Genomic DNA, 21,845 nt, shown 5'->3' with positions numbered 1-21,845 from the left:
CTCTCTTATCAAACACAACATAACCATCTGAATTGAAATACGATTTTGTAGGAGCTGCCGAAGGCTGCGAATAGGGCTGCCTGACTAGATCGCTTTCGCAGCCTTCGGCAACTCCTACAGGTCCGGTGTTTGCCACAACAAGGCGTAACGCCTGCTTCACGTTATGAAAGCCTGCACGCAAACCTTTGCAATTCGCAAACAAGGGGCCAAAAGCCGCCGATTATAGCGAGCCGTCCGGCAAGACGCTCGGGTATACTTCGCCGTCCCTATAAATAAGCCCGGAAGCCTTGCCATGCCGAACACCAACGCTCCCCTCGACCTGCTGCTCCTGCCCACTTGGCTGGTGCCGGTCGAACCCGCCGGCGTGGTGCTCAAGGAGCATGGCCTGGGCGTTCGTGATGGGCGCATCGTCTACATCGGTCCCCGGGCCGAGGCTTTGAAACAGCAGGCTGTCGAGGTTCGCGAGTTGCCGGGCATGTTGCTCAGCCCCGGCCTGATCAATGCCCACGGCCACGCCGCCATGACCCTGTTTCGCGGCTTGGCCGACGACCTGCCACTGATGACCTGGCTCGAAGAGCATATCTGGCCCGCCGAAGGCAAATGGGTTGATGAGGCCTTCGTCCGCGACGGCACCGACCTGGCCATCGCCGAGCAGCTCAAGGGCGGCATTACCTGCTTCTCGGACATGTACTTCTACCCCAAGGTGGCCAGCGAGCGCGTGCACAACAGCGGCATGCGCGCGCAGATCACCGTACCGGTGCTCGACTTCCCGATCCCCGGCGCACGCAATACCGACGAAGCCTTGCATATCGGCGTCGAACTGTTCAATGACCTGGCCCATCACCCGCGCATCACCGTCGCCTTCGGTCCGCATGCGCCTTACACCGTGGGCGACGACAATCTGGAAAAGATCCGGGTCATCGCCGACGAACTCGACGCCATGATCCAGATGCACGTCCATGAAACGGCCTTCGAAGTCGAACAGGCTGTGGCACAGAATCAGGAGCGCCCGCTGGCCCGCCTGCACCGTCTCGGCATGCTCGGGCCGCGCTTCCAGGCCGTTCACATGACCCAAATCAGCGATGACGACCTGGCTTTGCTGGTAGAAAGCAACTCCAGCGTGATTCATTGCCCGGAATCCAACCTGAAACTGGCCAGTGGCTTCTGCCCGGTGGAGCGCCTGTGGCAGGCCGGCGTCAACGTTGCAGTGGGCACCGACGGCGCGGCCAGCAACAATGACCTGGATCTGCTCGGCGAAACCCGTACCGCAGCACTGCTGGCCAAGGCGGTCGCCGGCTCGGCCACCGCCCTGGACGCCCATCGCGCCCTGCGCATGGCGACCCTCAACGGCGCCCGCGCCCTGGGCCTGCAGGCCGAGGTCGGCTCCCTGGAGATTGGCAAGGCCGCCGACATGGTCGCCTTCGACCTGTCCGGCCTGGCCCAGCAACCGGTCTATGATCCGGTATCGCAACTGATATATGCCACCGGCCGCGATTGCGTCAGCCATGTGTGGGTGGCAGGCAAGGCCTTGCTCGAAGAGCGTCGCCTGACCCGCATGGATGAACAGGCGCTGGGCCAGACCGCCCGGGCCTGGGGCCTGCGGATCAGCGGCCTGGCCGAACAAGACGGCCCACACCCGCGTTGAGCGGCCGGCCTAACCGAATTCTGAGTTTAAGAGGACACTCCCATGAGCAACGTCGACCACGCTGAAATCGCCAAATTCGAAGCCCTTGCCCATCGCTGGTGGGACCGCGAAAGTGAATTCAAGCCGCTGCACGACATCAACCCGCTGCGAGTCAACTGGATCGACGAACGGGTCAATCTGGCCGGCAAAAAGGTCCTCGACGTCGGCTGCGGCGGCGGCATCCTCAGCGAAGCCATGGCTCAGCGCGGTGCCACCGTCACCGGCATCGACATGGGCGAAGCACCCCTGGCCGTGGCCCGCCTGCACCAGTTGGAATCCGGCGTGGAAGTGGAATACCGGCAGATCACTGCCGAAGCCCTGGCTGAAGAGATGCCCGAGCAGTTCGACGTGGTCACTTGCCTGGAAATGCTCGAGCACGTGCCGGATCCGTCGTCGGTAATCCGCTCCTGCATGCGCATGGTCAAGCCCGGCGGCCAGGTGTTCTTCTCCACCATCAACCGCAACCCCAAGGCTTACCTGTTCGCCATCGTCGGCGCCGAATACATCATGGGCCTGCTGCCGCGTGGCACCCACGATTTCAAGAAATTCATCCGTCCTTCCGAACTGGGTGCCTGGAGCCGAGCGGCGGGGCTTACGGTCAAGGACATCATCGGCCTGACCTACAACCCCCTGACCAAACACTACAAGCTGGCGTCCGATGTCGACGTCAACTACATGATCCAGACGTTGCGGGAGGCATGACAGCATGCGCTTGAGGGCAGTTCTCTTCGATATGGACGGCACGCTGCTCGACACCGCGCCGGACTTCATCGCCATTTGCCAGGCCATGCTGGCCGATCGCGAATTACCGCCAATCGCCGACAAACTGATCCGCGACCAGATCTCCGGCGGCGCCAGGGCCATGGTCGCAGCGACCTTCGCCATGTCCCCCGAGGCCCCGGAATTCGAGGCCCTGCGCCTGGAGTTTCTGGAGCGCTATCAGGTCGGTTGCGCCGTCCATAGCCATCTGTTCGACGGCATGGCCGAGCTGCTGGCCGACATCGAAAAAGCCAACCTGATCTGGGCCGTGGTGACCAACAAGCCGGTGCGCTTTGCCGAACCGATCATGCAGCAACTCAAGCTGGCCGAGCGCTCGGCCCTGCTGATCTGCCCGGACCATGTGACCCGCAGCAAGCCGGACCCGGAACCGCTGATCCTGGCCTGCCGCATGCTCGACCTGGACCCGGCCAGCGTGCTGTTCGTCGGTGATGACCTGCGCGATATCGAGTCCGGCCGCGACGCCGGCACCCGCACCGCCGCCGTGCGCTACGGCTATATCCACCCCCATGACAACCCGGATCACTGGGGTGCCGATGTGGTGGTGGATCACCCGCTGGAGCTGCGCAAGGTGCTGGATAACGCGTTGTGCAGTTGTTGATACGGTGCTCATCAACACCTTATAAGTAACTGAGTTCTTTGTGGGAGCGAGGCTTGCCCGTGAAGAACGATAACGCAATATGTCTGGTTCACCGCAGCGACTGATTCGCGGGCAAGCCTCGCTCCCACAGTGGTTGCTGTGGGACGACGCCAATCATCTATTTTCACCGAGGTACCCCATGTTCGACTACTCCGCTCGCCCTGAACTGCTCAAGGACCGGGTAATTCTGGTCACCGGCGCCGGACGTGGCATCGGTGCCGCTGCCGCGCTGACCTACGCCGCCCATGGCGCCACCGTGTTACTGCTGGGCAAGACCGAAGCCAACCTGACCCAGGTCTATGACCAGATTGAAGCCGCTGGCTACCCACAACCAGCGGTGATTCCGTTCAACCTGGAAACTGCCCTGCCCCATCAGTACGACGAGCTGGCAGCGATGATCGAAAGCGAATTCGGCCACCTCGACGGCCTGCTGCACAACGCCTCGATCATCGGTCCGCGCACGCCCCTGGAACAGTTGTCCGGCGAGAACTTCATGCGCGTCATGCACATTAACGTCAACGCCATGTTCATGCTGACCAGCACCCTGCTGCCGCTGCTCAAGCTGTCCCAGGACGCATCGGTGGTATTCACCTCCAGCAGTGTCGGGCGCAAGGGCAAGGCCTACTGGGGCGCCTATGGCGTGTCGAAGTTCGCCACCGAAGGCCTGATGCAGACTCTGGCCGAAGAAGTCGATGGTGTCGCGCCAGTGCGGGCCAACAGCATCAATCCGGGGGCGACCCGCACCAGCATGCGTGCCCAGGCCTATCCGGGGGAGAACCCGCTGGATAACCCGCTGCCCGAGCAGATCATGCCGGTGTACCTGTACCTGATGGGCCCCGACAGCGCTGGCATCAACGGCCAGGCTTTCAACGCGCAATAAGCCCTCTCGCTGCTTGGCGGCAGTAATCTGTCGCCAAACGGTGCGGCGACCGTTTTCTGCCCCTCTCCTCGCCAACAAACTGCCAACGCCAATTCAATGGCAGTTCCGCCAAAGCGCCAAGCCCTTGATCCTGCGGCAGTTAATTTAATTTTCCGTAGATGGCACGACTTTCGCTCTACCTCATTCAAGACAGCAACACTTGCTGAGGAGTGCAACCATGAGTTCTCCCGTCCAGACCAACATCATTGATTTCGACCTTGCCCGCTCCCAGCGCAAGAGCAGTGCCGTGGGCCATTTCAGCCTGGCGGCACCGATCAATGTGGCGCAGTTGCGCCAGCATCTGGACCAGCGGTTGCAGAGCAGCCTGGAAGCCGAGCGCATCCTCACGCTGTTCTTCAAACATGTGCAGCATTTGATTCCCCTGGACGGCCTGACCTATCGCCATGAACAAAGCGATGTGAAATTGCGCCTGGGCGGCAATGGTCGGCACAGCGTCACCTATAGCCTCAGCTACGAAGGCCAGTCCCTCGGTGAACTGGGCCTGCAACGCAATATGGGGTTCCTGGAGCGCGAGCTGGCCGACCTTGAAGCGCTGTTGGCCTGCCTGCTGTTCCCGATCCGCAATGCCCTGCTGTATCGCGCCGCGACTCAGAGCGCTCTGCGTGATCCGCTGACCGGCACCGGCAACCGCATCGCCATGGATCAGAGCCTGAGCCGGGAGATAGAAACCGCCGCCAAGGAGCTGCGCCCTCTGTCGTTGCTGATGCTGGATATCGATCACTTCAAGCAGGTCAACGACACCTACGGCCATTGCGTCGGCGATGAAGTACTCAAGTCCATCGCCAACACACTCAAGGCGCAGCTGCGTAATTGCGATCAGGTGTTCCGCTTCGGCGGTGAAGAGTTCCTCGTCGTCCTCGCCGACACCGGCCGTGACACTGCGGCAATGCTCGGTGAGCGCCTGCGCAAGGCCGCCCAGACACTGATCCACCCGGCAGTCGGGCGCCCCGTGGAGCTGACCATCAGCCTCGGTTGCGCAACGCTGCTGCCTGCCGAGTCCGCCGACAGCCTGCTGCGCCGGGTCGACAGCGCGCTGTACGTCGCCAAGCGCGGCGGGCGCAATCGCCTGAGTATGGCCGGCTAAGCCTCAACCGAATGCCCCCGGCACGCTGGCGAGCCTGGTCACCGGCCGCGCCGGCCGTGCGTGCAGGCACTCGCAGGTGAACAGCCGGGGTTTTTCGATCAGATAGCCCTGTGCGAAATCGACACCGATCTCCTGTAAAGCCGCCTCGATCTGTGGAGTTTCGACAAACTCGGCGATGGTCCGCTTACCCATCACATGGCCAATATGGTTGATCACCTCGACCATGGCCCGGTTGATCGGGTTATCGAGCATGTCCTTGACGAAGCTGCCGTCGATTTTCAGGTAGTCCACCGGCAGATGCTTGAGGTAGGAAAAGGTTGACATCCCAGCGCAGAAATCATCCAGAGCGAAGTAACAGCCCATAGCCTTCAACTCGTTAATAAAGCGAATCGCGCTGCCCAGATTGGAGATGGCCACGGTCTCGGTGATTTCAAAACAAATCATATGCGGCGGAATGCCGAAGGTCTTGAACTGCTGGCGCAGGAACTCGAGAAACTCATCATTGCCAACACTGGCGCCGGACAGATTGACCGCGCAGGTGGCCTTGGGCCCAGCATGGCCCTCGCGCAAGCACTTGGCGATCACCCGGAACACACTGCGCACCACCCAGCGATCCAGGGAACTCATGATGCCGTAGCGCTCGGCGGCCGGGATGAAGCTGTCGGGCAGGATGATGCGCCCGGTTTCATCGCGCAGGCGCAGGAGGATTTCCACATGGCCACCGGCATGCTCGGGATTATCGTCCAGGGGCGCAATGGCCTGGGCATACAGGATGAAACGGTTCTCCTCCAGGGCCATGTGCAGGCGTTGAATCCAGGCCATTTCGCCGAAGCGACTGGACAGCTCAGAGTCATCAGGGTGATAGACCTGCACCCGATTGCGGCCCTTTTCCTTGGCCATGTAACAGGCCATGTCCGCTGCCCGCAGGCTGGCCTCCAAAGTCGCCAGGGCCGGTGAGCCATGAACCAGGCCGATGCTGACCGTGGTCACGAAGGGCCGGCCTTTCCAGACGAACTGCAGGGTCTGCACGGACTGGCGCAGCACCTCGGCCATCTTTTCGGCGATCTGCGGTGAACAGTTGGGCAATAGCACACCAAATTCATCACCCCCCAGGCGCGCCAGGGTGTCGCCTTCACTCAGGCATTGCTGCAACACCGTACAGATATGCCGCAGCAGCTCGTCCCCGGCCGCATGGCCGCTGGTGTCGTTGACCAGCTTGAACTGGTCCAGGTCGAGAAACATCAGCGAGTGCCGTCCCGGCTCTACCAACTGATATTCCAGAGCCCGCTCCAGTCGAAACTCGAACTCGCGGCGATTGGCCAGCCCAGTCAGGGCATCATGGCTGGCCTGCCACGACAGGTTGGCGATGTATTGGCGCTCGCGGGTCATATCATGCAGGACCAGCACCGTGCCGCTGGCGCCCTCCTCGGTACGGATGGGCGAGCCGACCAGCGCCACGGCCACCGTGGTGCCATCCAGACGCTGGATCGATTTGAAATGCTCGCTGCCCGCGCCCAGCTTGCCCGCCAGAATATGCTCGACCAGGGTTGCGCCTTCGCGCTGATCGTTCTCGTCGAGCAGGTTGAACAGCGCCGCCAAAGGCAAACCGAGAGCCTGGGTGTGGGTCCAGCGGGTCATGCTTTCAGCGGCCGGGTTCATATAGACGATGGCCCCGGCGACATCCGTGGTGATCACCGCATCACCGATGGATTGCAGGGTGGTTTGTGCGCGATCCTTTTCCAGCTGCAAGGCATCGGCAAAGGCGCGGCGCTGGGCCAGCAGCTTGTGGGTATGGCGCAGGGCCAGAAGAATCAGGCCGATCGCCGTCAATAGATTGAACAGCAGCAATGCCCGCAGGATCGCCCGTGAGCCCTCGCCCAGAGCATCGCTAAACGCTCGTGCGGCGGGCGTGACACCCTCATTGATAGCAACGATCTGCTCGCGCCAGTCAAGCAGATCGGCCGGGCTTGCCTGATTGCTGGCGATGCGCTCGTGCATGTCCCGGGCAAGGTGATCCAGGCGCAGCATGTATTCGTCGCCAATCTGCCAATGGCCGATGGCGGTGCGCATATAGGTCAAATTACGGAAGTTCAGATACAGCCAGATCAGCCCCGACGCATCCCCCGGATGGTTACCACCTTGCAGGATGCCCGTGCGCGCGGCGTCGAGATCAGGGGTTTTCTGCTCCAGGGCCATGCGGAAATCATGGTCGCCCTGGGTGATGGCCATGGCCTGGCGATAACGCAGGTAGTCGGCCTCATTACGGCTGTTGGCATACAGCGACAGGTAATAGATGGCGTCTTTCTGGCCCTTGGACCACAGGCTCTCACCGGCCACGTAACTGCGCACGCCCGAAAGGGTGTAAAGGCTGACGCAGCCCAGCAGAGTCTGGAACAGGATGACGGCAATGAACGGCCATACGATGCCCAGCAGACTAGGGGTGGCAAAGATCCGCTCTGACTTCATGGGCTCCCTTCCGACGGCTGGTCCTGAGCTCTGAGCCTAGGACATATCCGCGAAGTGGAGTGTCGTTTTTGTCAAATTTGACAAAGTGACAGAGCGGACACCGGTGACCGCGCTGACGTGAGATGGCGATTCAATGGCGCAGGTGCAGGTCAGACTTGCTGCAAGTGTCCGTAAAGCTTGGCATAAAGGCCGCCGTCAGCGATCAGTTGCTGATGACCGCCCTGCTCGGCGATGCGCCCGCCATCGAATACCAACACCCGATCGGCCTGTTTCACCGCCGACAGACGGTGGGCAATGATCAGGGTCGTGCGCGCACTGAGAAAGCGCGCCAGGGCCTGATGCAGGTTGTATTCAGTGGCGGCATCCAGAGCCGACGTGGCTTCGTCGAGAATCACCACCTTGGGCTCGGCCAAGACCATCCGGGCAATCGCCAGGCGCTGGCGTTGGCCGCCAGACAGCCGTACACCGGAACGTCCGACGATACTGTCCAGGCCGTCAGGCAAGGCACGAATGGTCGCCTCCAGCTGCGCGATCTCAAGGGCACGCCAGCAGGCTTCATCGCTGCGCTCGCGGCCCATGGTCAAGTTGGCGCGCACGCTGTCGTTGAACAACGCAGGGTGTTGCAGCACCACGGCAACGTTGTCACGAATGGTTTCCAGACCGATATCCTGCTGGGTCTGGCCGCCGAAGCTGATGGTCCCGGACTGGGCCGTGTACAGCCCCAACAGCAGTTGCACCAGAGTGCTCTTGCCACCGCCGCTGCCGCCGACAATGGCGACCTTTTCGCCGGGCGCAATCGACAGGTTCAATTGATCGAGCACCTGCACCTCGCCATAGGCAAAGCTCAGCTCGCGAATATCGATGCCCACCGTGGTCTGACCGACGAACGGATCGGAGCCACCGACATACTGCGGCTCATCCTCCCGAGCCAGCAGCTCGTTGATCCGGCTCAGGGCACCGCCCGCCGCGTAATAGGCGTATTGCAGGTTGAGCAACTGCTCGACCGGGCCAATCATGAACCACAGGTAACTGAACACCGCGAGCATCTGGCCGATGGACAAATCAGAGAACAGCACCGTAAGCATCGCCACGGCGCGGAAGATATCGATGCCGAACTGGAACAACAGACCACTGGCGCGGCTTGAGGCATCGCTTTTCCATTGCGAGGCGATGGCGTAATCGCGCACATCCTTGGCCCGCAGGCCGAGCCGGCCAAGGAAGAAACCCTGGCGATTACTGGCGCGCACTTCCTGAATCGCTTCCAGGGTCTCGGTGAGGGCCTGGGTAAAGCGCGACGTGCTGTCGTTCTCCAGTTTCTTCAGGTGCTTGACCCGTTTACCCAACTGCACCGTGGCGTAGATCACCAGGGGGTTGAACAACAGGATCAGCAACGCCAGCTTCCAGTGCATGAAGATCAGGATGGTCGCCGTGCCGGTCAGGGTCAGCATGGCGACCAGGAAGCGACTGAGGGTCTCGCCGATGAACTTGTCGAGGGTATCGAGATCGGTGACCAGGTGCGCGCTCACCGTACCGCTGCCCAGGCTTTCGTATTCACCCAGGGAAATACGCTTGAGGCGCTCGATCAGGCGCACGCGGATACGGTAGACGATGTCCTTGGCCAACCGCGCGAACAGCCGCGCCTGAACCACGTTGAACACCAGGGCACTGAGGCGCAGACAAAAGGTAAACAACAGCATCAGGCCGATATACCCGGCAGCCTTCTGCAGGTTGTCGGGCAACAGGTGATTCATGAAGCGCAGGGCCGAGTCGCCGTGGCCCAGTAGCACTTCGTCCACCAGCAACGGCAGCAGCAAGGGGATCGGCACGCTGCACAGGGTGCCCAGGACCGCCACGCCGTTGGCGATCCACAGGGCTTTTTTGTGGCGCACGACCAACTGGCGAATCTGTGCCCAGTTCAGGCGGTCGCGAGGTGCTGCTGGCGGGATCGATCCATCAGGCACTGACGGCACGCTCCAGCCACCGCCCGAGCAGCGGCGACAATTCATCCAACGATTGATAGCCGTTGGTCAGCAATGCCAGCTGACCATTACGCTCGGCCAGCAGGGTCGGGAAACCGGCGATGCCCAGGTCCTGGACCCAGGCGAAATCCGCTGAGGTATCCGTCAACTGCGCGGCGCTGTCGAAGGCTTCGGCGAATTCGATACGCGGCAGGCCGGCCTGTTCCGCCAGCTCGGCGAGGACCGAGGCCTGGGTCACGTCGCGGCCATCGCGGTAAAACGCTTCCTGAATCCGCTTCACAAGGGCCCAGGCAATGTCCTCGTCAAAAGAGCGGGCGGTGACCACCGCGCGACAAGCCGGCTCAGTGTCGTAAACGAAGCCGTCAGGCAACGCATCATCGAAACGGAACGGCTGGCCGGTGGCTTCATGCACCGCCTGCCAGTGATTGAGGATGTAGCGCCGGGTCGAGGGGTCCAGTGCTGCACCGCTACCGGTGCGCAAACCACCCATGACCAGATGCAGCGGAAAGCCCGCCGCCCTCGCCTGCTGCACCAGGGCTTCGGCGACTGGCGCGAACCCCCAGCACCATGAACACATCGGGTCCATTATATAAAGCAGGCGGTCGGACATGGCTCAGGCCTCGTTTTGACGATAGTTATAGCCGATCGGATGGGGCTGGTTGCGCGCCTTGGCCAGTTCGATCTGCTTCTGCCGATCGATGGCGCTGCGGCGGGTCTTCTCGCTCAGGCTATCCCAGCAGTGCGGGCAACTGATGCCGGGCGAATAGTGTTCGCTGGCGCGCTCTTCGACACTGATCGGGGTACGGCAGGCGTGACACTGATCGTAGTCGCCTTCGCTGAGATCGTGGCGCACGGTGACGCGATTATCGAAAACGAAACAGTCGCCGCGCCACTGGCTCTCTTGCTCTGGGACCTCTTCCAGGTACTTGAGAATCCCGCCCTTGAGGTGGTAGACCTCTTCGAAGCCCTCGCCGAGCATATAGCTGGAGGCTTTTTCACAGCGAATGCCACCGGTGCAGAACATCGCCACCTTCTTGTGTACGGCCGGGTCGAAGTGCGCCTTGATGTACTCCGGAAACTCGCGAAAGCTGGTGGTCTTGGGATCGATGGCGCCTTCGAAGGTGCCGATGGACACTTCGTAGTCGTTGCGCGTGTCGATGAGCAGCACTTCAGGGTCGGTGATCAGGGCGTTCCAGTCCTTGGGCTCGACATAAGTGCCCACGGCCTTGTTCGGATCGACGCCGGGCACACCCAGGGTGACGATTTCTTTCTTCAGCTTGACCTTGGTCCGATAGAACGGCTGCTCGTCGCAGTAGGACTCCTTGTGATCGATATCGATCATGCGCGGATCCAGCTTCAACCAGGCCAGCAGGCCATCGATACCTTCGCGGCTGCCGGAAACCGTGCCATTGATGCCCTCTTCGGCAATCAGCAGGGTGCCCTTGATAGCGTTGTCGACCATGGCCTGCAACAGCGGCTCACGCAGTTCAACGTAATCGGAAAGGGTGACGAATTTGTACAGCGCGGCAACAACGATAGGCGCCGTGACGGGTGCTTCGGACATGTGTAACTCCAGGTGGTGACCCTCGCAAAGGGCCTACCGGATCGAAAAAAAGCCAATAAAAAACGCGCCGGGTCGCGGCGCGTTGCGGATTCTAGCAAAAACCGGAGCGTTGCAGGCAGCCCGATTAGTGCCCACCGGCACAGGTCGGTGATGCCGGGGCCGCACCGGTCTTCGCCCACTCTTCAGGCGTATAAGTGTGCAGCGCCAGAGCGTGGAACTCGCCCATCAGGCCACCGAGCAGGCCGTAGACCTTCTGGTGGCGCTTGACGGAGCTGAGCCCCTCGAACTGTTCGCTGACCACGGTCGCCTTGTAGTGGGTCTGCTCGCCACGGCTGTGCATGTGGCTCTCATCGAGCACATGCAGGTAAACCGGTTGAAACACGGCAAGAGCCGACTCGATACGCGTTTGCATGGTCATGACAGATTTCGCTCAATCAGGGCTTCTTGGTTGCCTTGGCAGGCGCGGCAGCAGGCTTGAGCTGGGCGGTCATATCGTCCAGCAGCTTGTCGACCACGGGACCGGCGACCTGGAGTTTTTCCTGGGTCATCTGGATGGATTTCTGACCCAGCACCGGCGAAGTCGCCAGGACTTTCTGGCCCAGCGGCGACTGGTAGAACGCCACCAGATCTTTCAGCTCGCTTTCGCTGAACGCAGAGGCGTAGAGTTTGACCATGTCAGGCTTGAGCTTGTCCCAGCCGATGGCTTGGTCCAGAGCGGCACTGGCCTTGGCCTGATAGGTTTCCAGCACGGCCTTTTTCGCGTCGGTACCGTTGGCCTCGGCGAAACGCTGGTTGAACATCTGCTGTACTTGCATGTAGGCCGGGGTGGCCAGTTTGTCGGCGTGCACCAACTTGAGGAATGTTTCTGCATTGGCATTTTGGCTGGCAGCATCGGCAAGAACCTGGCCGCTGGCACAAGCCAGAACCACCGCAGCACAAATAGCACGAAGACGGGTCATCGAGTTTCCTTTATAGCAGGCGAGGCATTACCCCAAGGCCGACCATTCTGCGCCCATGAACCCAAAGCGCTCAAGCCCCCGGCCTTATTGGTGATGCAAATCATTCTCAAAATTGAACCCAAACCGCTCAAGAACGCCTAAACTGCACGTTCAACTTTTCAGGAGTGAATCCAGTGAGCCGTATTGAAACAGACAGCATTGGTCCGATCGATGTCCCCGAGGACGCCTATTGGGGGGCCCAGACCCAACGCTCGTTAATCAACTTCGCCATTGGTCAGGAACACATGCCGGTGCCGGTGCTACACGCCCTGGCACTGGTCAAGAAGGCCGCCGCGCGGGTCAATAACCGCAACGGCGATCTGCCTGGCGATATCGCCCGCCTGGTCGAACAGGCTGCCGATGAAGTGCTCAGCGGCCAGCTCGACGCACAGTTCCCCCTGGTGGTCTGGCAGACCGGCAGCGGCACCCAGAGCAACATGAACGTCAACGAAGTGATCGCCGGTCGCGCCAACGAGCTGGCTGGCCAGGGCCGCGGCGGCAAGTCGCCGGTGCACCCGAACGACCACGTCAACCGTTCCCAGAGCTCCAACGACTGCTTCCCTACGGCCATGCATATCGCTGCCGCCCAGGCCGTGACCAGCCACCTGCTGCCCGCTATTGCCGAGCTGTCCAGCGGCCTGGCCGAGCAATCGGCGCGCCACATGAAACTGGTCAAGACCGGCCGCACCCACATGATGGATGCCACGCCGATCACCTTTGGTCAGGAACTCTCGGGCTTCGTTGCCCAGCTCGAATACGCCGACAAAGCCATCCGCGCCACCCTGCCGGCCATTTATGAACTGGCCCAGGGCGGCACCGCCGTCGGCACCGGGCTGAACTCACCGAAGGGCTTCGCCGAAGCCATCGCCGCTGAACTGGCTGCGCTGTCGGGGCTGCCGTTCGTCACCGCACCGAACAAATTCGCCGCCCTGGCCGGCCACGAGCCGATTGCCGCCCTGTCCGGCGCCCTGAAAACCCTCGCTACAACCCTGATGAAGATCGCCAACGACCTGCGCCTGCTGGGCTCGGGCCCCCGCGCCGGTCTGGCCGAGGTCAAGCTGCCGGCCAACGAACCTGGCAGCTCGATCATGCCCGGCAAGGTCAACCCGACTCAGTGCGAGGCCCTGTCGATGCTCGCCCTGCAGGTCATGGGCAACGACGTCACCATCGGTTTCGCCGCCAGCCAGGGTCACCTGCAACTGAACGTGTACAAGCCGGTGATCATCCATAACCTGTTGCAATCGATCCGCTTGCTGGGCGATGGCTGCAGCAACTTCAACGAACATTGTGTCGCGGGCATGGAGCCGGACGCCGAGAAAATGGCCGAGCACCTCGAGCGCGGCCTGATGCTGGTGACCGCCCTCAATCCGCATATCGGCTATGACAAGTCGGCGCAGATCGCCAAGAAAGCCTACAGCGAGGGTCTGACCCTGCGTGAAGCAGCCTTGCAACTGGGCTTCCTGACCGATGCGCAGTTTGAAGAGTGGGTGCGTCCGGAGAATATGCTGGAAGCGGGCAGTAACGGCTGATCCCTACACAACCCGTTGGAGCCGGGCTTGCCCGCGAATCAGGCAATGCGGTGTCTCCGGCATACCGCGTCGAGGCTTTCGCGGGCAAGCCTTGCTCCAACGGACCAGGCTCAGTCAGTTGAAGATTGCTTCATCCGCGCATGATTACGGCTATAGGTGTCCTCACCCATAGCCGCAATCTGACCCTCGATCAACGCCTCGAAAGGCCGCAGCAACGCGGCAAATGACGCCGGAGCCTCCAGCGTCTGCAAGGCATGAACGATGGCTTCCAGCGTCGACAGCGCCTCGGCATCCGGTGCCTTGCGCAGGCGATAACGCGACACCCCAACCTCTCCCAGCGTGACCCGTGGCAGCGCTGCCAACAGCGGATTGCAATGCAGCAACTTGCGCGCCTTGCGCCAGGTGCCATCCGGAACCACCAATAAGGTTGGCAGGCTATCGGCGCCATCAGCGATCAAGGGTTGTGCCTGCTCACCGGGAAACAGCAGGTGCGCCTGATAGCCCGGCTGATTGAGCAATTGCGGCAGATCCTCGAACACCTCCCCCACTCGCAACTGCGCGTTACGCAGGCCCAGGGTCGCCAGGCGCGCAGTATTGAGGGCGTGATTGACTTCACTCGGGTGCTGCAATACCAATACCCGAGTGCGACTGTCCAGAGAGGGAATCAGCGCACACAGGCAGTGGCTTTGCGGGCGCAGGCAACGTTCACAGCGAGCACGGGACATCGAAACCTTCCTCAGACCGGATTGAGCTGCGCTTTGAGCAGGTCGCGAAACGTCTGGATCAGCGGCTCCCGGCTGCGCCCCCGACGCACGATCATGGAAAAAGGCGCCTGATAACCGAAGGTAGCGGGCAGCAATACGCGCAGATGGCCGGAATCGACCCAGGCCTGAGCGTAATGCTCCGGCAGATAACCGATATAAGCCCCCGACAGCACCAGAATCAGCTGCGCCTCCATACTTTCCACCGTCGCCGCGCTGTGCTTGAAGCCATGGCGCGCTAGCTCGGCCTGGCTCCAGTAGCCACGGCCGACCATGCGCTGCTGGGCAATCAATGGCTCGGGAATGCGCCGCTCATTGAACAGCGGATGGCGATTACTGCAATACAACCAGTGCTGTTCGCGATACAGCGGCTGATACAGCAGGCCATTCATGCGCGTGGAAAACGAACCAATGGCCAGGTCCAGACGATTGTCGAGCACCCCCAGTTGCAGCTCATAAGGACTCATCACCGACAAGTGCAAGTGCACCGCCGGATGCTCTTCGCTGTAGGCACCAATCACCTCGGCGAAGGGCAAGGCCCGGTCACTGACGGTGGAATCGAGCACGCCGAGGTTGAGAGTGCCGCGCAATTCGCCTTTCAGAGCCGCCGCATAGAGCTCGAAGCCCTCCAGCTCGCCTAACAGGCGCAGGGTTTCCTGATGAAACAGCTCGCCTTTGCTGGTCAGGCTGAAGCCACCACGGCCGCGATGACACAGGACAATACCCAGGGCTGCCTCGAGCTGGCTCATGTAGGTACTGATGGCCGAAGTCGACAGGTTGAGTTCCTGCTGGGCGCTGGCGAACCCCTGATGGCGGACCACGCTGACAAAAATGCGCAGCAATTTCAGATCGGGTAGAGCACTGGCCATGGAGGTCCTGCAGGAGGAGAGCATCAAGAAAGGGCCGTCCATTCTAACCACAATACCCATGTGAAGCAGCGTCGGGCGGCATCAGTTCAGAAATTTCTAAACTGATTATTTGCTCCTTGGGATTCCTTCCCCGCCCCCCGCTTCGCAGAATCGCCTCCATCCAAACCATGCTGAGGCAATCCCGTGGAAAAGATTTTTCACCAACCACTGGGCGGCAACGAAATGCCGCGCTTCGCCGGTATCGCCACCATGATGCGTCTGCCCCACCTGCAGAGCGCCGCAGGCCTGGACGCCGCGTTTGTCGGTGTACCCCTGGACATCGGCACCTCGCTGCGCGCCGGCACCCGCTTCGGCCCGCGGGAAATCCGCGCCGAGTCCGTGATGATCCGCCCTTACAATATGGCCACCGGTGCCGCCCCTTTCGACTCGCTGTCGGTAGCGGATATCGGTGACGTGGCGATCAACACCTTCAATCTGCTCGACGCCGTACGCATCATCGAAGAAGCCTACGACGAGATCCTCGAACACGGCGTCATTCCCATGACCCTGGGCGGCGACCACACCATCACCCTGCCGATCCTGCGGGCCATCCACAAGAAACACGGCAAGGTGGGGCTGGTGCATATCGATGCCCACGCCGACGTCAACGATCATATGTTTGGCGAGAAGATCGCCCACGGCACCACTTTCCGCCGCGCGGTGGAAGAAGGCCTGCTCGATTGCGACCGCGTGGTACAGATCGGCCTGCGCGCCCAGGGCTATACCGCTGAAGACTTCAACTGGAGCCGCAAGCAGGGTTTCCGCGTGGTCCAGGCCGAAGAATGCTGGCACAAATCCCTTGAACCGCTGATGGCTCAGGTACGCGAGAAAGTCGGTGGCGGACCGGTCTATTTGAGCTTCGATATCGACGGTATCGACCCGGCTTGGGCACCGGGCACCGGCACCCCGGAAATTGGCGGTCTGACCACCATTCAGGCTATCGAAATCATCCGTGGCTGCCAGGGCCTGGACCTGATCGGTTGCGACCTGGTGGAGGTCTCACCGCCTTACGACACCACCGGCAACACCTCGCTGCTCGGGGCCAACCTGCTGTACGAAATGCTCTGTGTCTTGCCGGGTGTTGCGCATCGCTGAAAGCATTCCACACCCTGACAGCTTGAAAATCCCGCCCCACCTCCGACGCCGCGCTGTCACGCAGCACATACTCGGCAGGGCGGGATTAAATCTGGTGGGAGCGAATTCATTCGCGAAGAGGCCAGTGCATCCGATGCATCTGTAGCGTTTGAAATACCGTTTTCGCGAATGAATTCGCTCCCACAGGATTTCGGTTCCTACAAATACTCCCCCAACTCCCTCCGTCCAGCGCCTGCGCGCCCCCCAGCCAAAAGCTTGAACTAATCTTGACTGTCTCTCCCTCCGTTTTCAGGCAGTAGGGTCTAGCCTGCGAATAGCCGCGACCGGGGTTTGCATGAACCGCGAGGAAATCAAACAGAGGGTGTTCGATACATTGGGCATCATTCTGGTCGACAAAACCGCCATCCACGAAGACTCAACCTTCAAGGACCTGGCCCTGGACGATGAAGATGTAGAAAAGCTGTTGCTCAGGCTGGGCAGCGAGTTCGGCTTTGTCTTCCCAGATGCGATACGGAAACGCGCAGGCGATGCGCCAGACCATGTGACATTACCCACGCTGGTCGACTTGATCGTGCTGATGCGGCGGGAAGAGCAGCCGGAAGGATCCGCTCATACGCAGAGGCATGAAGGACGTGCGCGCACCGCCAGACGAGCAAAGCGGCGCGCAAGGAAGAAAGGGTAAGTGTCAGCGGCGTTGGCGACGTCGGTCGTCTTCGGTTCGCACGGGGATCGGTTGCAGCTTGGGTCGTTCGATCAAGCCCAGGGCAACACCCAGATCATGCAGCCATTCTTGCAATTTGTCGTTCATAAGGCCCCCTTGGGGAAATACACGGACATCAACTTCGAAATCCTGCCCTGGACATCATAGTGCTATCCCGCACTTTACGCCTGCTACCGGACGTCGCGGGAAAATATTTCATGCCTTAATGTGACAGCTTGTAGAACGCCAGTGCGTGATCGTGCGACCAACGGCAATCTTTCTTGCCCCGCGGACAGACCGCAGGGCAATGCGAATCAGTTACTGATTGCCGGGGCCAAGGCACTGCCTTCATGGGCCTGGCTGCGACGCGCCATGACGAAGAAGAACAGCCCACCCAGCAGACAGCCGGTAAACCAGGAGAAGTTGGCCACCGGTTGCAACGCCGGGGTAAAGGTGATCGCCACACCGATAATGGCCGCCAGTACCAGCGCCCTAACCGCCGTCCAGTTGACGCCATTGGTGTACCAATAGCGCCCGCTCGGGCCGTCGTTGAACAGCGCATCGACATCGATCTGCTGCTTTTTGATCAGGTAATAGTCCACCAGCAAGATGCCGAACAGCGGCCCGATGAAGGCCGCGAGGATATCCAGGGTGTAGTGGATCACTTCCGGGTTATTAAACAGGTTCCACGGGGTAATGAAGATAGAGGCCACGGCGGCAATCATGCCACCGGCACGCCAGCTGATCTTGCTGGGTGCGACGTTGGCGAAGTCAAAGGCCGGCGAGACAAAGTTGGCGACAATATTGATACCGATGGTCGCGGTCACGAAGGCAAAAGCCCCGAGCAGCACCGCTACATCGTTATCGATACGGGCCACGGTAGCAATCGGGTCATGCAGCATTTCACCGAAGATTGGCAAGGTGCCGGAGACGATAACCACGGTCACCAGGGAAAATGCCAGAAAGTTTACCGGCAGCCCCCAGAAGTTGCCGCGTTTGACGTCAGCCATGGTCCGGGCATAGCGACTGAAGTCGCCGAAGTTCAGAGTAGGACCCGAGAAGTACGACACGACCAGCGCCGTCGCCATGATGATCTGGGAAACTGCCTGCCAACCCGTCAAGGATTTTTCCGACAGGGTAAAGCTGATATTGCTCCAACCCGCCTTCCAGACGATCCAGCCCGCCAGCAGAAACATCACCGCATAAACCACCGGACCTGCCCAATCAATGAAACGCTTGATCGAGTTCATGCCGGTCCAGAACACCAGCGCCTGCACGACCCACAGCCCCAGGAAACCGAACCAGCCCAGGTAAGAAAGGCCGGCAAAGTGAGGCTCGTTGTACACCGCCATCTGTGGGAGAAAACGCAGTACCACGATGATCAGGGCACTGGAGGCCAGATAGGTCTGTACGCCGTACCAGGCCACCGCGATCAGGCCGCGAATGACTGCGGGGACGTTGGCCCCGAACACACCAAAGGCCAAGCGGCAGATCACCGGGTATGGCACTGCGGCCTTCTGGCTTGGACGGGCCACCAGGGTTGCCACCAGTTGCACGATGCAGATCCCGGCCAGCAAGGCGATCAGCACCTGCCAACTGGCCAGCCCCAGGGCGAACAGGCTGGCGGCGAAGACGTAACCGCCCACGCTATGCACATCGCTCATCCAGAAGGCGAAAATGTTGTACCAACTCCACGTCTGCGGCACGGGCCCCAGGTCTTCGTTATATAGGCGGGGGCTGTAGCCCTTGGGCATTGGCTCGGTCATCGCATTTCTCCCTGAGAGGATGAGCAACGTCCCGTAACTGGCTGTAAAACAGACTGCGTACGGGAGTCGCTACTGGTTGTATACGAATTGATACGCAGAATGCGTGCCATTCTGCTTTTTCAAGGAGTGAAGCGACCGCCAAACCGCGTTCTTGCGAGGGGTTTACTTAGGGTAATGGCGCTTTGAAACTACGATTTATCACTGTAAATGCTCGTTGCTAGTGCAGTATTGCCTATAAAAGGTGCATTTTTTGTTTGAATGAAAAGCTGACTAAAAACTGTATACAAAAACTCATTAAGAAACGTCCAGAATCCATCACAACGGTTGATTACCATCGTCATCAGTCATAGCTCGCTCAAGCAACTCGGTAGGCAGGCTTTTACTGGCACGGGCACCCAGTAGCTTGAGCTGCTCACTGCGGCTGACCAGATTTCCGCGCCCGTCCGTCAGCTTGTTGCGTGCTGCCGCGTAGGCCTTATCCAGTTGCTGGAGGCGGTTACCCACTTCATCGAGGTCCTGAATGAACAACACGAACTTGTCGTAGAGCCAGCCGGCACGCTCGGCGATTTCCCTGGCGTTCTGGCTCTGGCGCTCCTGTTTCCACAGGCTGTCGATCACTCGCAGAGTCGCGAGCAATGTGGTCGGGCTGACAATCACGATGCTACGGTCGAAAGCCTCTTGAAACAGTGTCGGCTCAGCTTGCAGGGCCGCCGAGAACGCTGCTTCGATCGGCACGAAGAGCAAGACGAAATCCAGACTGTGCAGGCCTTCCAGGCGTTTGTAATCCTTGCCGGACAGACCTTTGACATGATTGCGCAACGACAATACGTGCTGCTTCAAAGCGGCCTGTGCCAGCACTGTATCGTCGGTCGAAACGTATTGTTGATACGCCGTCAGACTGACCTTAGCGTCGATCACCACCTGCTTGTCCCCCGGCAGCATGATCAGCACGTCGGGCTGAAAGCGCTCGCCATCGGGCCCTTGCAGGCTGACCTGGGTCTGGTACTCACGGCCCTTTTCGAGCCCGGCGTGCTCCAGCACCCGCTCGAGAATCAACTCTCCCCAGTTACCCTGGGTTTTCTGGCCTTTAAGGGCACGGGTCAGGTTGGTGGCCTCGTCGCTGAGGCGCTGGTTCAGCTGTTGCAGGCGCTCCAGCTCCTTGCCCAGTGAGAAGCGCTCACGGGCTTCCTGCTGATAACTCTCCTCGACACGCTTTTCGAACGACTGGATCCGTTCCTTGAGCGGGTTGAGCAATTGCCCCAGTTGTTGCTGGCTGGTTTCAGCAAACCGCTGCTCACGCTCGTCGAATATCTTGCCCGCCAGCTCGGCGAACTGGGCGCGCAGTTCGTCGCGCGAGCCCTGCAGGTCGGTCAGACGCTGCTGATGGCTTTCCTGCTGCTCACGCAGCTCGGCAGCCAGGGACGCGCAGCGGGCGTCCAGACGCCTCAGCTCGGCGTCCTTATCGATCCGCTCGGCATTCAGGCTGTCCAGGGCATCCCGGGAATCATCGTGGGCCTGACGCTGCAACTCCACTTCTCGGCGCAACGCGGCCAGCTCCGCGAGCCTGGCACTGTTGGCCTGACTCAAGTCGCTGATTTCATCGCGACTGGCATCGAGTTGGGCGTTGAGACCGTCCTGAGCCATGCGCGCCGTGCTCAAGCGCTCGTCAAGCAGCGCCGATTCGGCCTGGCGCTGAGCCAGACGACGCTGCAGTTGCCAGGCAAGGAACAATAAAGGCAGGGCTGCGGCGGCCAGCCCCAACAAGAGACTGGTCAGATCCAGTGCCATAGAAACTCCAGATGATCGAATTCATGCTCGCGGCATTATGCGGCGCAAAATAACCAGAAGACGGGATAAGTAACAGACTGACAGGCGCGGGCTAGAGCAAGCGCGCGGGACAATCCACAGAAGCTGTGGATAACTCAGTGGACAACCCCCCTTTAACCCGCGCAAACACGCGTAGAATGGGGCCTGCGTTCAAACTGACGATTTTTTCACCAACAAAAAAAAGCGATGTTTTTCATTGACTTAATAATTCACCACCATAAATCAAGCTCTTAGGGCTGTATATGACAGTGACATGGCAGCTTGTCCGGCTAATGTGCACAAGTCAATTCCCAGTGGCTATAAGAGCCGCAAATGCCCCGACAAAAACTGCCCTTGACGCGACTCAATCGCAATCAGACTGCGGCATTCGGGCTCGTAGTGAAATAAATCGATCGCCCTCGATCCTGAACCGCGGCGATTGAACCTTGCATGAACATCTGGTCAAGCAGCCCCCAGGCAGCCAAACTGCCCGACCAGTCCATTGGCGGATCACCGCGTCCATGAGAGACATCCTGGCCTTTGCCCTGCTGTTAGTAGTTGTCTGTATCGTCGCGATGGCCATCAGCCTGAAACTGCCCAGCCCCGACGGCGCGATTTTCGCCGCAACCATCCTTCTGTCGGCGACGATCATGGCGCTCATGATCAGCGTCGATCTCGGCGAAGGCCGAATCAACCGCGTGGGCGACGTCATGCGCCTGATCGAGCAACGACGTTCCTGGCGCATGACCGTACCCGCCTACCTGCTGGGGTGGTCGCTGGCGGCAGCAATGACCGTATTGATTTATCGGAGCCTCTCTTGACTTCTTTTGAAATACCCCTTCCCTTTCACCGCAGGATCCATTAACATCGCCGCCGTTAGTACCAAGCTGAAAGTCAATTCTGGTCGAAAAGTCCCATCCACAGCACGATAGCCGTGGGCAAAAAGGGATCGACCACCTCGATGGTTTCCAGACATGCACACTGCCCAGTGGCTTCCTCACTAACCGGAAGACTGCGGCAAACCAAGCATGGCCTGATAGAACCAGCCTGCAATTGATCAGGAACTTCACCCCGAGCGTCGAACCTTCGCTCCCGCAGTGATGCCTGCCCTCCTAAGTACCTACCAGTCAGACCAGGCGCCATACGAT

The 21,845-nt window shown here is 60.3% G+C and carries 20 protein-coding genes; 9 read left to right on the top strand and 11 right to left on the bottom strand.

Annotated elements, in window-relative coordinates:
• Positions 1-292: 292 nt before the first annotated feature.
• The 5 genes from M2401_RS02815 (at position 293) to M2401_RS02795 (ending at position 5,125) form a co-directional block, all read left to right on the top strand.
• Positions 293-1,645, top strand: coding sequence for a TRZ/ATZ family hydrolase (locus M2401_RS02815; RefSeq protein WP_259099352.1), 1,353 nt, complete (start codon positions 293-295; stop codon positions 1,643-1,645).
• 42 nt (positions 1,646-1,687) lie between these two features.
• Positions 1,688-2,386: a bifunctional 2-polyprenyl-6-hydroxyphenol methylase/3-demethylubiquinol 3-O-methyltransferase UbiG gene (gene ubiG / locus M2401_RS02810; RefSeq protein WP_259099350.1), complete on the top strand. Its 699-nt coding sequence runs from the start codon at positions 1,688-1,690 to the stop codon at positions 2,384-2,386.
• 4 nt (positions 2,387-2,390) lie between these two features.
• Positions 2,391-3,062: an N-acetylmuramic acid 6-phosphate phosphatase MupP gene (mupP, locus tag M2401_RS02805; RefSeq protein WP_259099349.1), complete on the top strand. Its 672-nt coding sequence runs from the start codon at positions 2,391-2,393 to the stop codon at positions 3,060-3,062.
• A 178-nt stretch (positions 3,063-3,240) separates the two neighbouring features.
• Complete coding sequence (locus tag M2401_RS02800) at positions 3,241-3,981, top strand: YciK family oxidoreductase (RefSeq protein ID WP_259099347.1); 741 nt, start codon at positions 3,241-3,243, stop codon at positions 3,979-3,981.
• Between the two features lie 217 nt (positions 3,982-4,198).
• Entirely contained in the window at positions 4,199-5,125 is a 927-nt protein-coding gene (locus M2401_RS02795) for a GGDEF domain-containing protein (RefSeq protein WP_259099345.1), read from the top strand.
• Between the two features lie 3 nt (positions 5,126-5,128).
• Here M2401_RS02795 and M2401_RS02790 read toward each other — a convergent pair whose 3' ends face one another.
• From M2401_RS02790 to M2401_RS02765, 6 genes are all read right to left on the bottom strand, one after another.
• Complete coding sequence (locus M2401_RS02790; RefSeq protein ID WP_259099343.1) at positions 5,129-7,591, bottom strand: EAL domain-containing protein; 2,463 nt, start codon at positions 7,589-7,591, stop codon at positions 5,129-5,131.
• Between the two features lie 149 nt (positions 7,592-7,740).
• Entirely contained in the window at positions 7,741-9,597 is a 1,857-nt protein-coding gene (locus M2401_RS02785; protein ID WP_409033865.1) for an ABC transporter ATP-binding protein, read from the bottom strand.
• On the bottom strand, positions 9,545-10,147 hold the full coding sequence (locus M2401_RS02780; protein ID WP_259099894.1) for a DsbA family protein: 603 nt from the start codon (positions 10,145-10,147) through the stop codon (positions 9,545-9,547). Before M2401_RS02780 ends, M2401_RS02785 begins: the two co-directional genes overlap by 53 nt.
• Before the next feature lie 36 nt (positions 10,148-10,183).
• Positions 10,184-11,134, bottom strand: coding sequence for a rhodanese-related sulfurtransferase (locus M2401_RS02775; RefSeq protein ID WP_259099339.1), 951 nt, complete (start codon positions 11,132-11,134; stop codon positions 10,184-10,186).
• A 124-nt stretch (positions 11,135-11,258) separates the two neighbouring features.
• The gene (locus tag M2401_RS02770; RefSeq protein WP_259099338.1) at positions 11,259-11,552 is read right to left on the bottom strand and encodes a BolA family transcriptional regulator; all 294 of its coding nucleotides are present in this window, start codon (positions 11,550-11,552) and stop codon (positions 11,259-11,261) included.
• A gap of 16 nt (positions 11,553-11,568) precedes the next feature.
• Positions 11,569-12,093, bottom strand: a complete 525-nt coding sequence (locus tag M2401_RS02765) for a DUF2059 domain-containing protein (RefSeq protein WP_259099336.1) — start codon at positions 12,091-12,093, stop codon at positions 11,569-11,571.
• Between the two features lie 173 nt (positions 12,094-12,266).
• On the opposite strand from M2401_RS02765, the gene M2401_RS02760 reads away from it, so the two are divergent.
• A complete protein-coding gene (locus M2401_RS02760) occupies positions 12,267-13,661 on the top strand; it encodes a class II fumarate hydratase (protein ID WP_259099334.1) in 1,395 nt (464 codons plus the stop codon).
• Between the two features lie 110 nt (positions 13,662-13,771).
• On the opposite strand, the gene M2401_RS02755 is transcribed toward M2401_RS02760, so the two are convergent.
• Both M2401_RS02755 and M2401_RS02750 read right to left on the bottom strand, forming a co-directional pair.
• On the bottom strand, positions 13,772-14,386 hold the full coding sequence (locus M2401_RS02755) for a tRNA-uridine aminocarboxypropyltransferase (protein ID WP_259099333.1): 615 nt from the start codon (positions 14,384-14,386) through the stop codon (positions 13,772-13,774).
• An 11-nt stretch (positions 14,387-14,397) separates the two neighbouring features.
• Positions 14,398-15,291, bottom strand: coding sequence for a LysR family transcriptional regulator (locus tag M2401_RS02750; protein WP_259099330.1), 894 nt, complete (start codon positions 15,289-15,291; stop codon positions 14,398-14,400).
• 183 nt (positions 15,292-15,474) lie between these two features.
• Between M2401_RS02750 and speB the strand changes: the two genes are divergently transcribed.
• Entirely contained in the window at positions 15,475-16,425 is a 951-nt protein-coding gene (speB, locus tag M2401_RS02745) for an agmatinase (RefSeq protein WP_259099329.1), read from the top strand.
• 334 nt (positions 16,426-16,759) lie between these two features.
• Entirely contained in the window at positions 16,760-17,107 is a 348-nt protein-coding gene (locus M2401_RS02740) for a hypothetical protein (RefSeq protein ID WP_259099326.1), read from the top strand.
• Positions 17,108-17,110: 3 nt separating this feature from the next.
• Here the strand turns inward: M2401_RS02740 and M2401_RS02735 are convergent, their stop codons facing one another.
• The 3 genes from M2401_RS02735 to rmuC all read right to left on the bottom strand — a co-directional run bounded on the left by M2401_RS02735 (position 17,111) and on the right by rmuC (position 20,679).
• On the bottom strand, positions 17,111-17,233 hold the full coding sequence (locus tag M2401_RS02735; RefSeq protein WP_259099324.1) for a PA1414 family protein: 123 nt from the start codon (positions 17,231-17,233) through the stop codon (positions 17,111-17,113).
• A 206-nt stretch (positions 17,234-17,439) separates the two neighbouring features.
• Complete coding sequence (locus M2401_RS02730; protein ID WP_259099322.1) at positions 17,440-18,891, bottom strand: NCS1 family nucleobase:cation symporter-1; 1,452 nt, start codon at positions 18,889-18,891, stop codon at positions 17,440-17,442.
• A 315-nt stretch (positions 18,892-19,206) separates the two neighbouring features.
• Positions 19,207-20,679, bottom strand: coding sequence for a DNA recombination protein RmuC (gene rmuC, locus M2401_RS02725; RefSeq protein WP_409033864.1), 1,473 nt, complete (start codon positions 20,677-20,679; stop codon positions 19,207-19,209).
• Between the two features lie 539 nt (positions 20,680-21,218).
• On the opposite strand from rmuC, the gene M2401_RS02720 reads away from it, so the two are divergent.
• The gene (locus M2401_RS02720; protein ID WP_259099320.1) at positions 21,219-21,518 is read left to right on the top strand and encodes a hypothetical protein; all 300 of its coding nucleotides are present in this window, start codon (positions 21,219-21,221) and stop codon (positions 21,516-21,518) included.
• Positions 21,519-21,845: the final 327 nt, after the last annotated feature.

This window comes from Pseudomonas sp. JUb42 (assembly GCF_024807945.1).
GTDB lineage: Bacteria > Pseudomonadota > Gammaproteobacteria > Pseudomonadales > Pseudomonadaceae > Aquipseudomonas.
The sequence above is the reverse complement of the archived record's forward strand: the minus strand, read 5'-3'. Positions and strand labels throughout refer to the sequence as shown.

Coding starts and splice junctions, on each gene's coding strand:
- M2401_RS02770 (WP_259099338.1), bottom strand. CDS start 11,552: ATGACCATGCAAACGCGTATCGAGTCGGCTCTTGCCGTGTTTCAACCG.
- mupP (WP_259099349.1), top strand. CDS start 2,391: ATGCGCTTGAGGGCAGTTCTCTTCGATATGGACGGCACGCTGCTCGAC.
- M2401_RS02795 (WP_259099345.1), top strand. CDS start 4,199: ATGAGTTCTCCCGTCCAGACCAACATCATTGATTTCGACCTTGCCCGC.
- M2401_RS02720 (WP_259099320.1), top strand. CDS start 21,219: ATGAGAGACATCCTGGCCTTTGCCCTGCTGTTAGTAGTTGTCTGTATC.
- ubiG (WP_259099350.1), top strand. CDS start 1,688: ATGAGCAACGTCGACCACGCTGAAATCGCCAAATTCGAAGCCCTTGCC.
- M2401_RS02785 (WP_409033865.1), bottom strand. CDS start 9,597: ATGAATTGTCGCCGCTGCTCGGGCGGTGGCTGGAGCGTGCCGTCAGTG.
- M2401_RS02800 (WP_259099347.1), top strand. CDS start 3,241: ATGTTCGACTACTCCGCTCGCCCTGAACTGCTCAAGGACCGGGTAATT.
- M2401_RS02730 (WP_259099322.1), bottom strand. CDS start 18,891: ATGACCGAGCCAATGCCCAAGGGCTACAGCCCCCGCCTATATAACGAA.
- M2401_RS02790 (WP_259099343.1), bottom strand. CDS start 7,591: ATGAAGTCAGAGCGGATCTTTGCCACCCCTAGTCTGCTGGGCATCGTA.
- M2401_RS02780 (WP_259099894.1), bottom strand. CDS start 10,147: ATGTGTTCATGGTGCTGGGGGTTCGCGCCAGTCGCCGAAGCCCTGGTG.
- M2401_RS02815 (WP_259099352.1), top strand. CDS start 293: ATGCCGAACACCAACGCTCCCCTCGACCTGCTGCTCCTGCCCACTTGG.
- M2401_RS02740 (WP_259099326.1), top strand. CDS start 16,760: ATGAACCGCGAGGAAATCAAACAGAGGGTGTTCGATACATTGGGCATC.
- M2401_RS02735 (WP_259099324.1), bottom strand. CDS start 17,233: ATGAACGACAAATTGCAAGAATGGCTGCATGATCTGGGTGTTGCCCTG.
- M2401_RS02755 (WP_259099333.1), bottom strand. CDS start 14,386: ATGTCCCGTGCTCGCTGTGAACGTTGCCTGCGCCCGCAAAGCCACTGC.
- rmuC (WP_409033864.1), bottom strand. CDS start 20,679: ATGGCACTGGATCTGACCAGTCTCTTGTTGGGGCTGGCCGCCGCAGCC.
- M2401_RS02775 (WP_259099339.1), bottom strand. CDS start 11,134: ATGTCCGAAGCACCCGTCACGGCGCCTATCGTTGTTGCCGCGCTGTAC.
- M2401_RS02765 (WP_259099336.1), bottom strand. CDS start 12,093: ATGACCCGTCTTCGTGCTATTTGTGCTGCGGTGGTTCTGGCTTGTGCC.
- M2401_RS02750 (WP_259099330.1), bottom strand. CDS start 15,291: ATGGCCAGTGCTCTACCCGATCTGAAATTGCTGCGCATTTTTGTCAGC.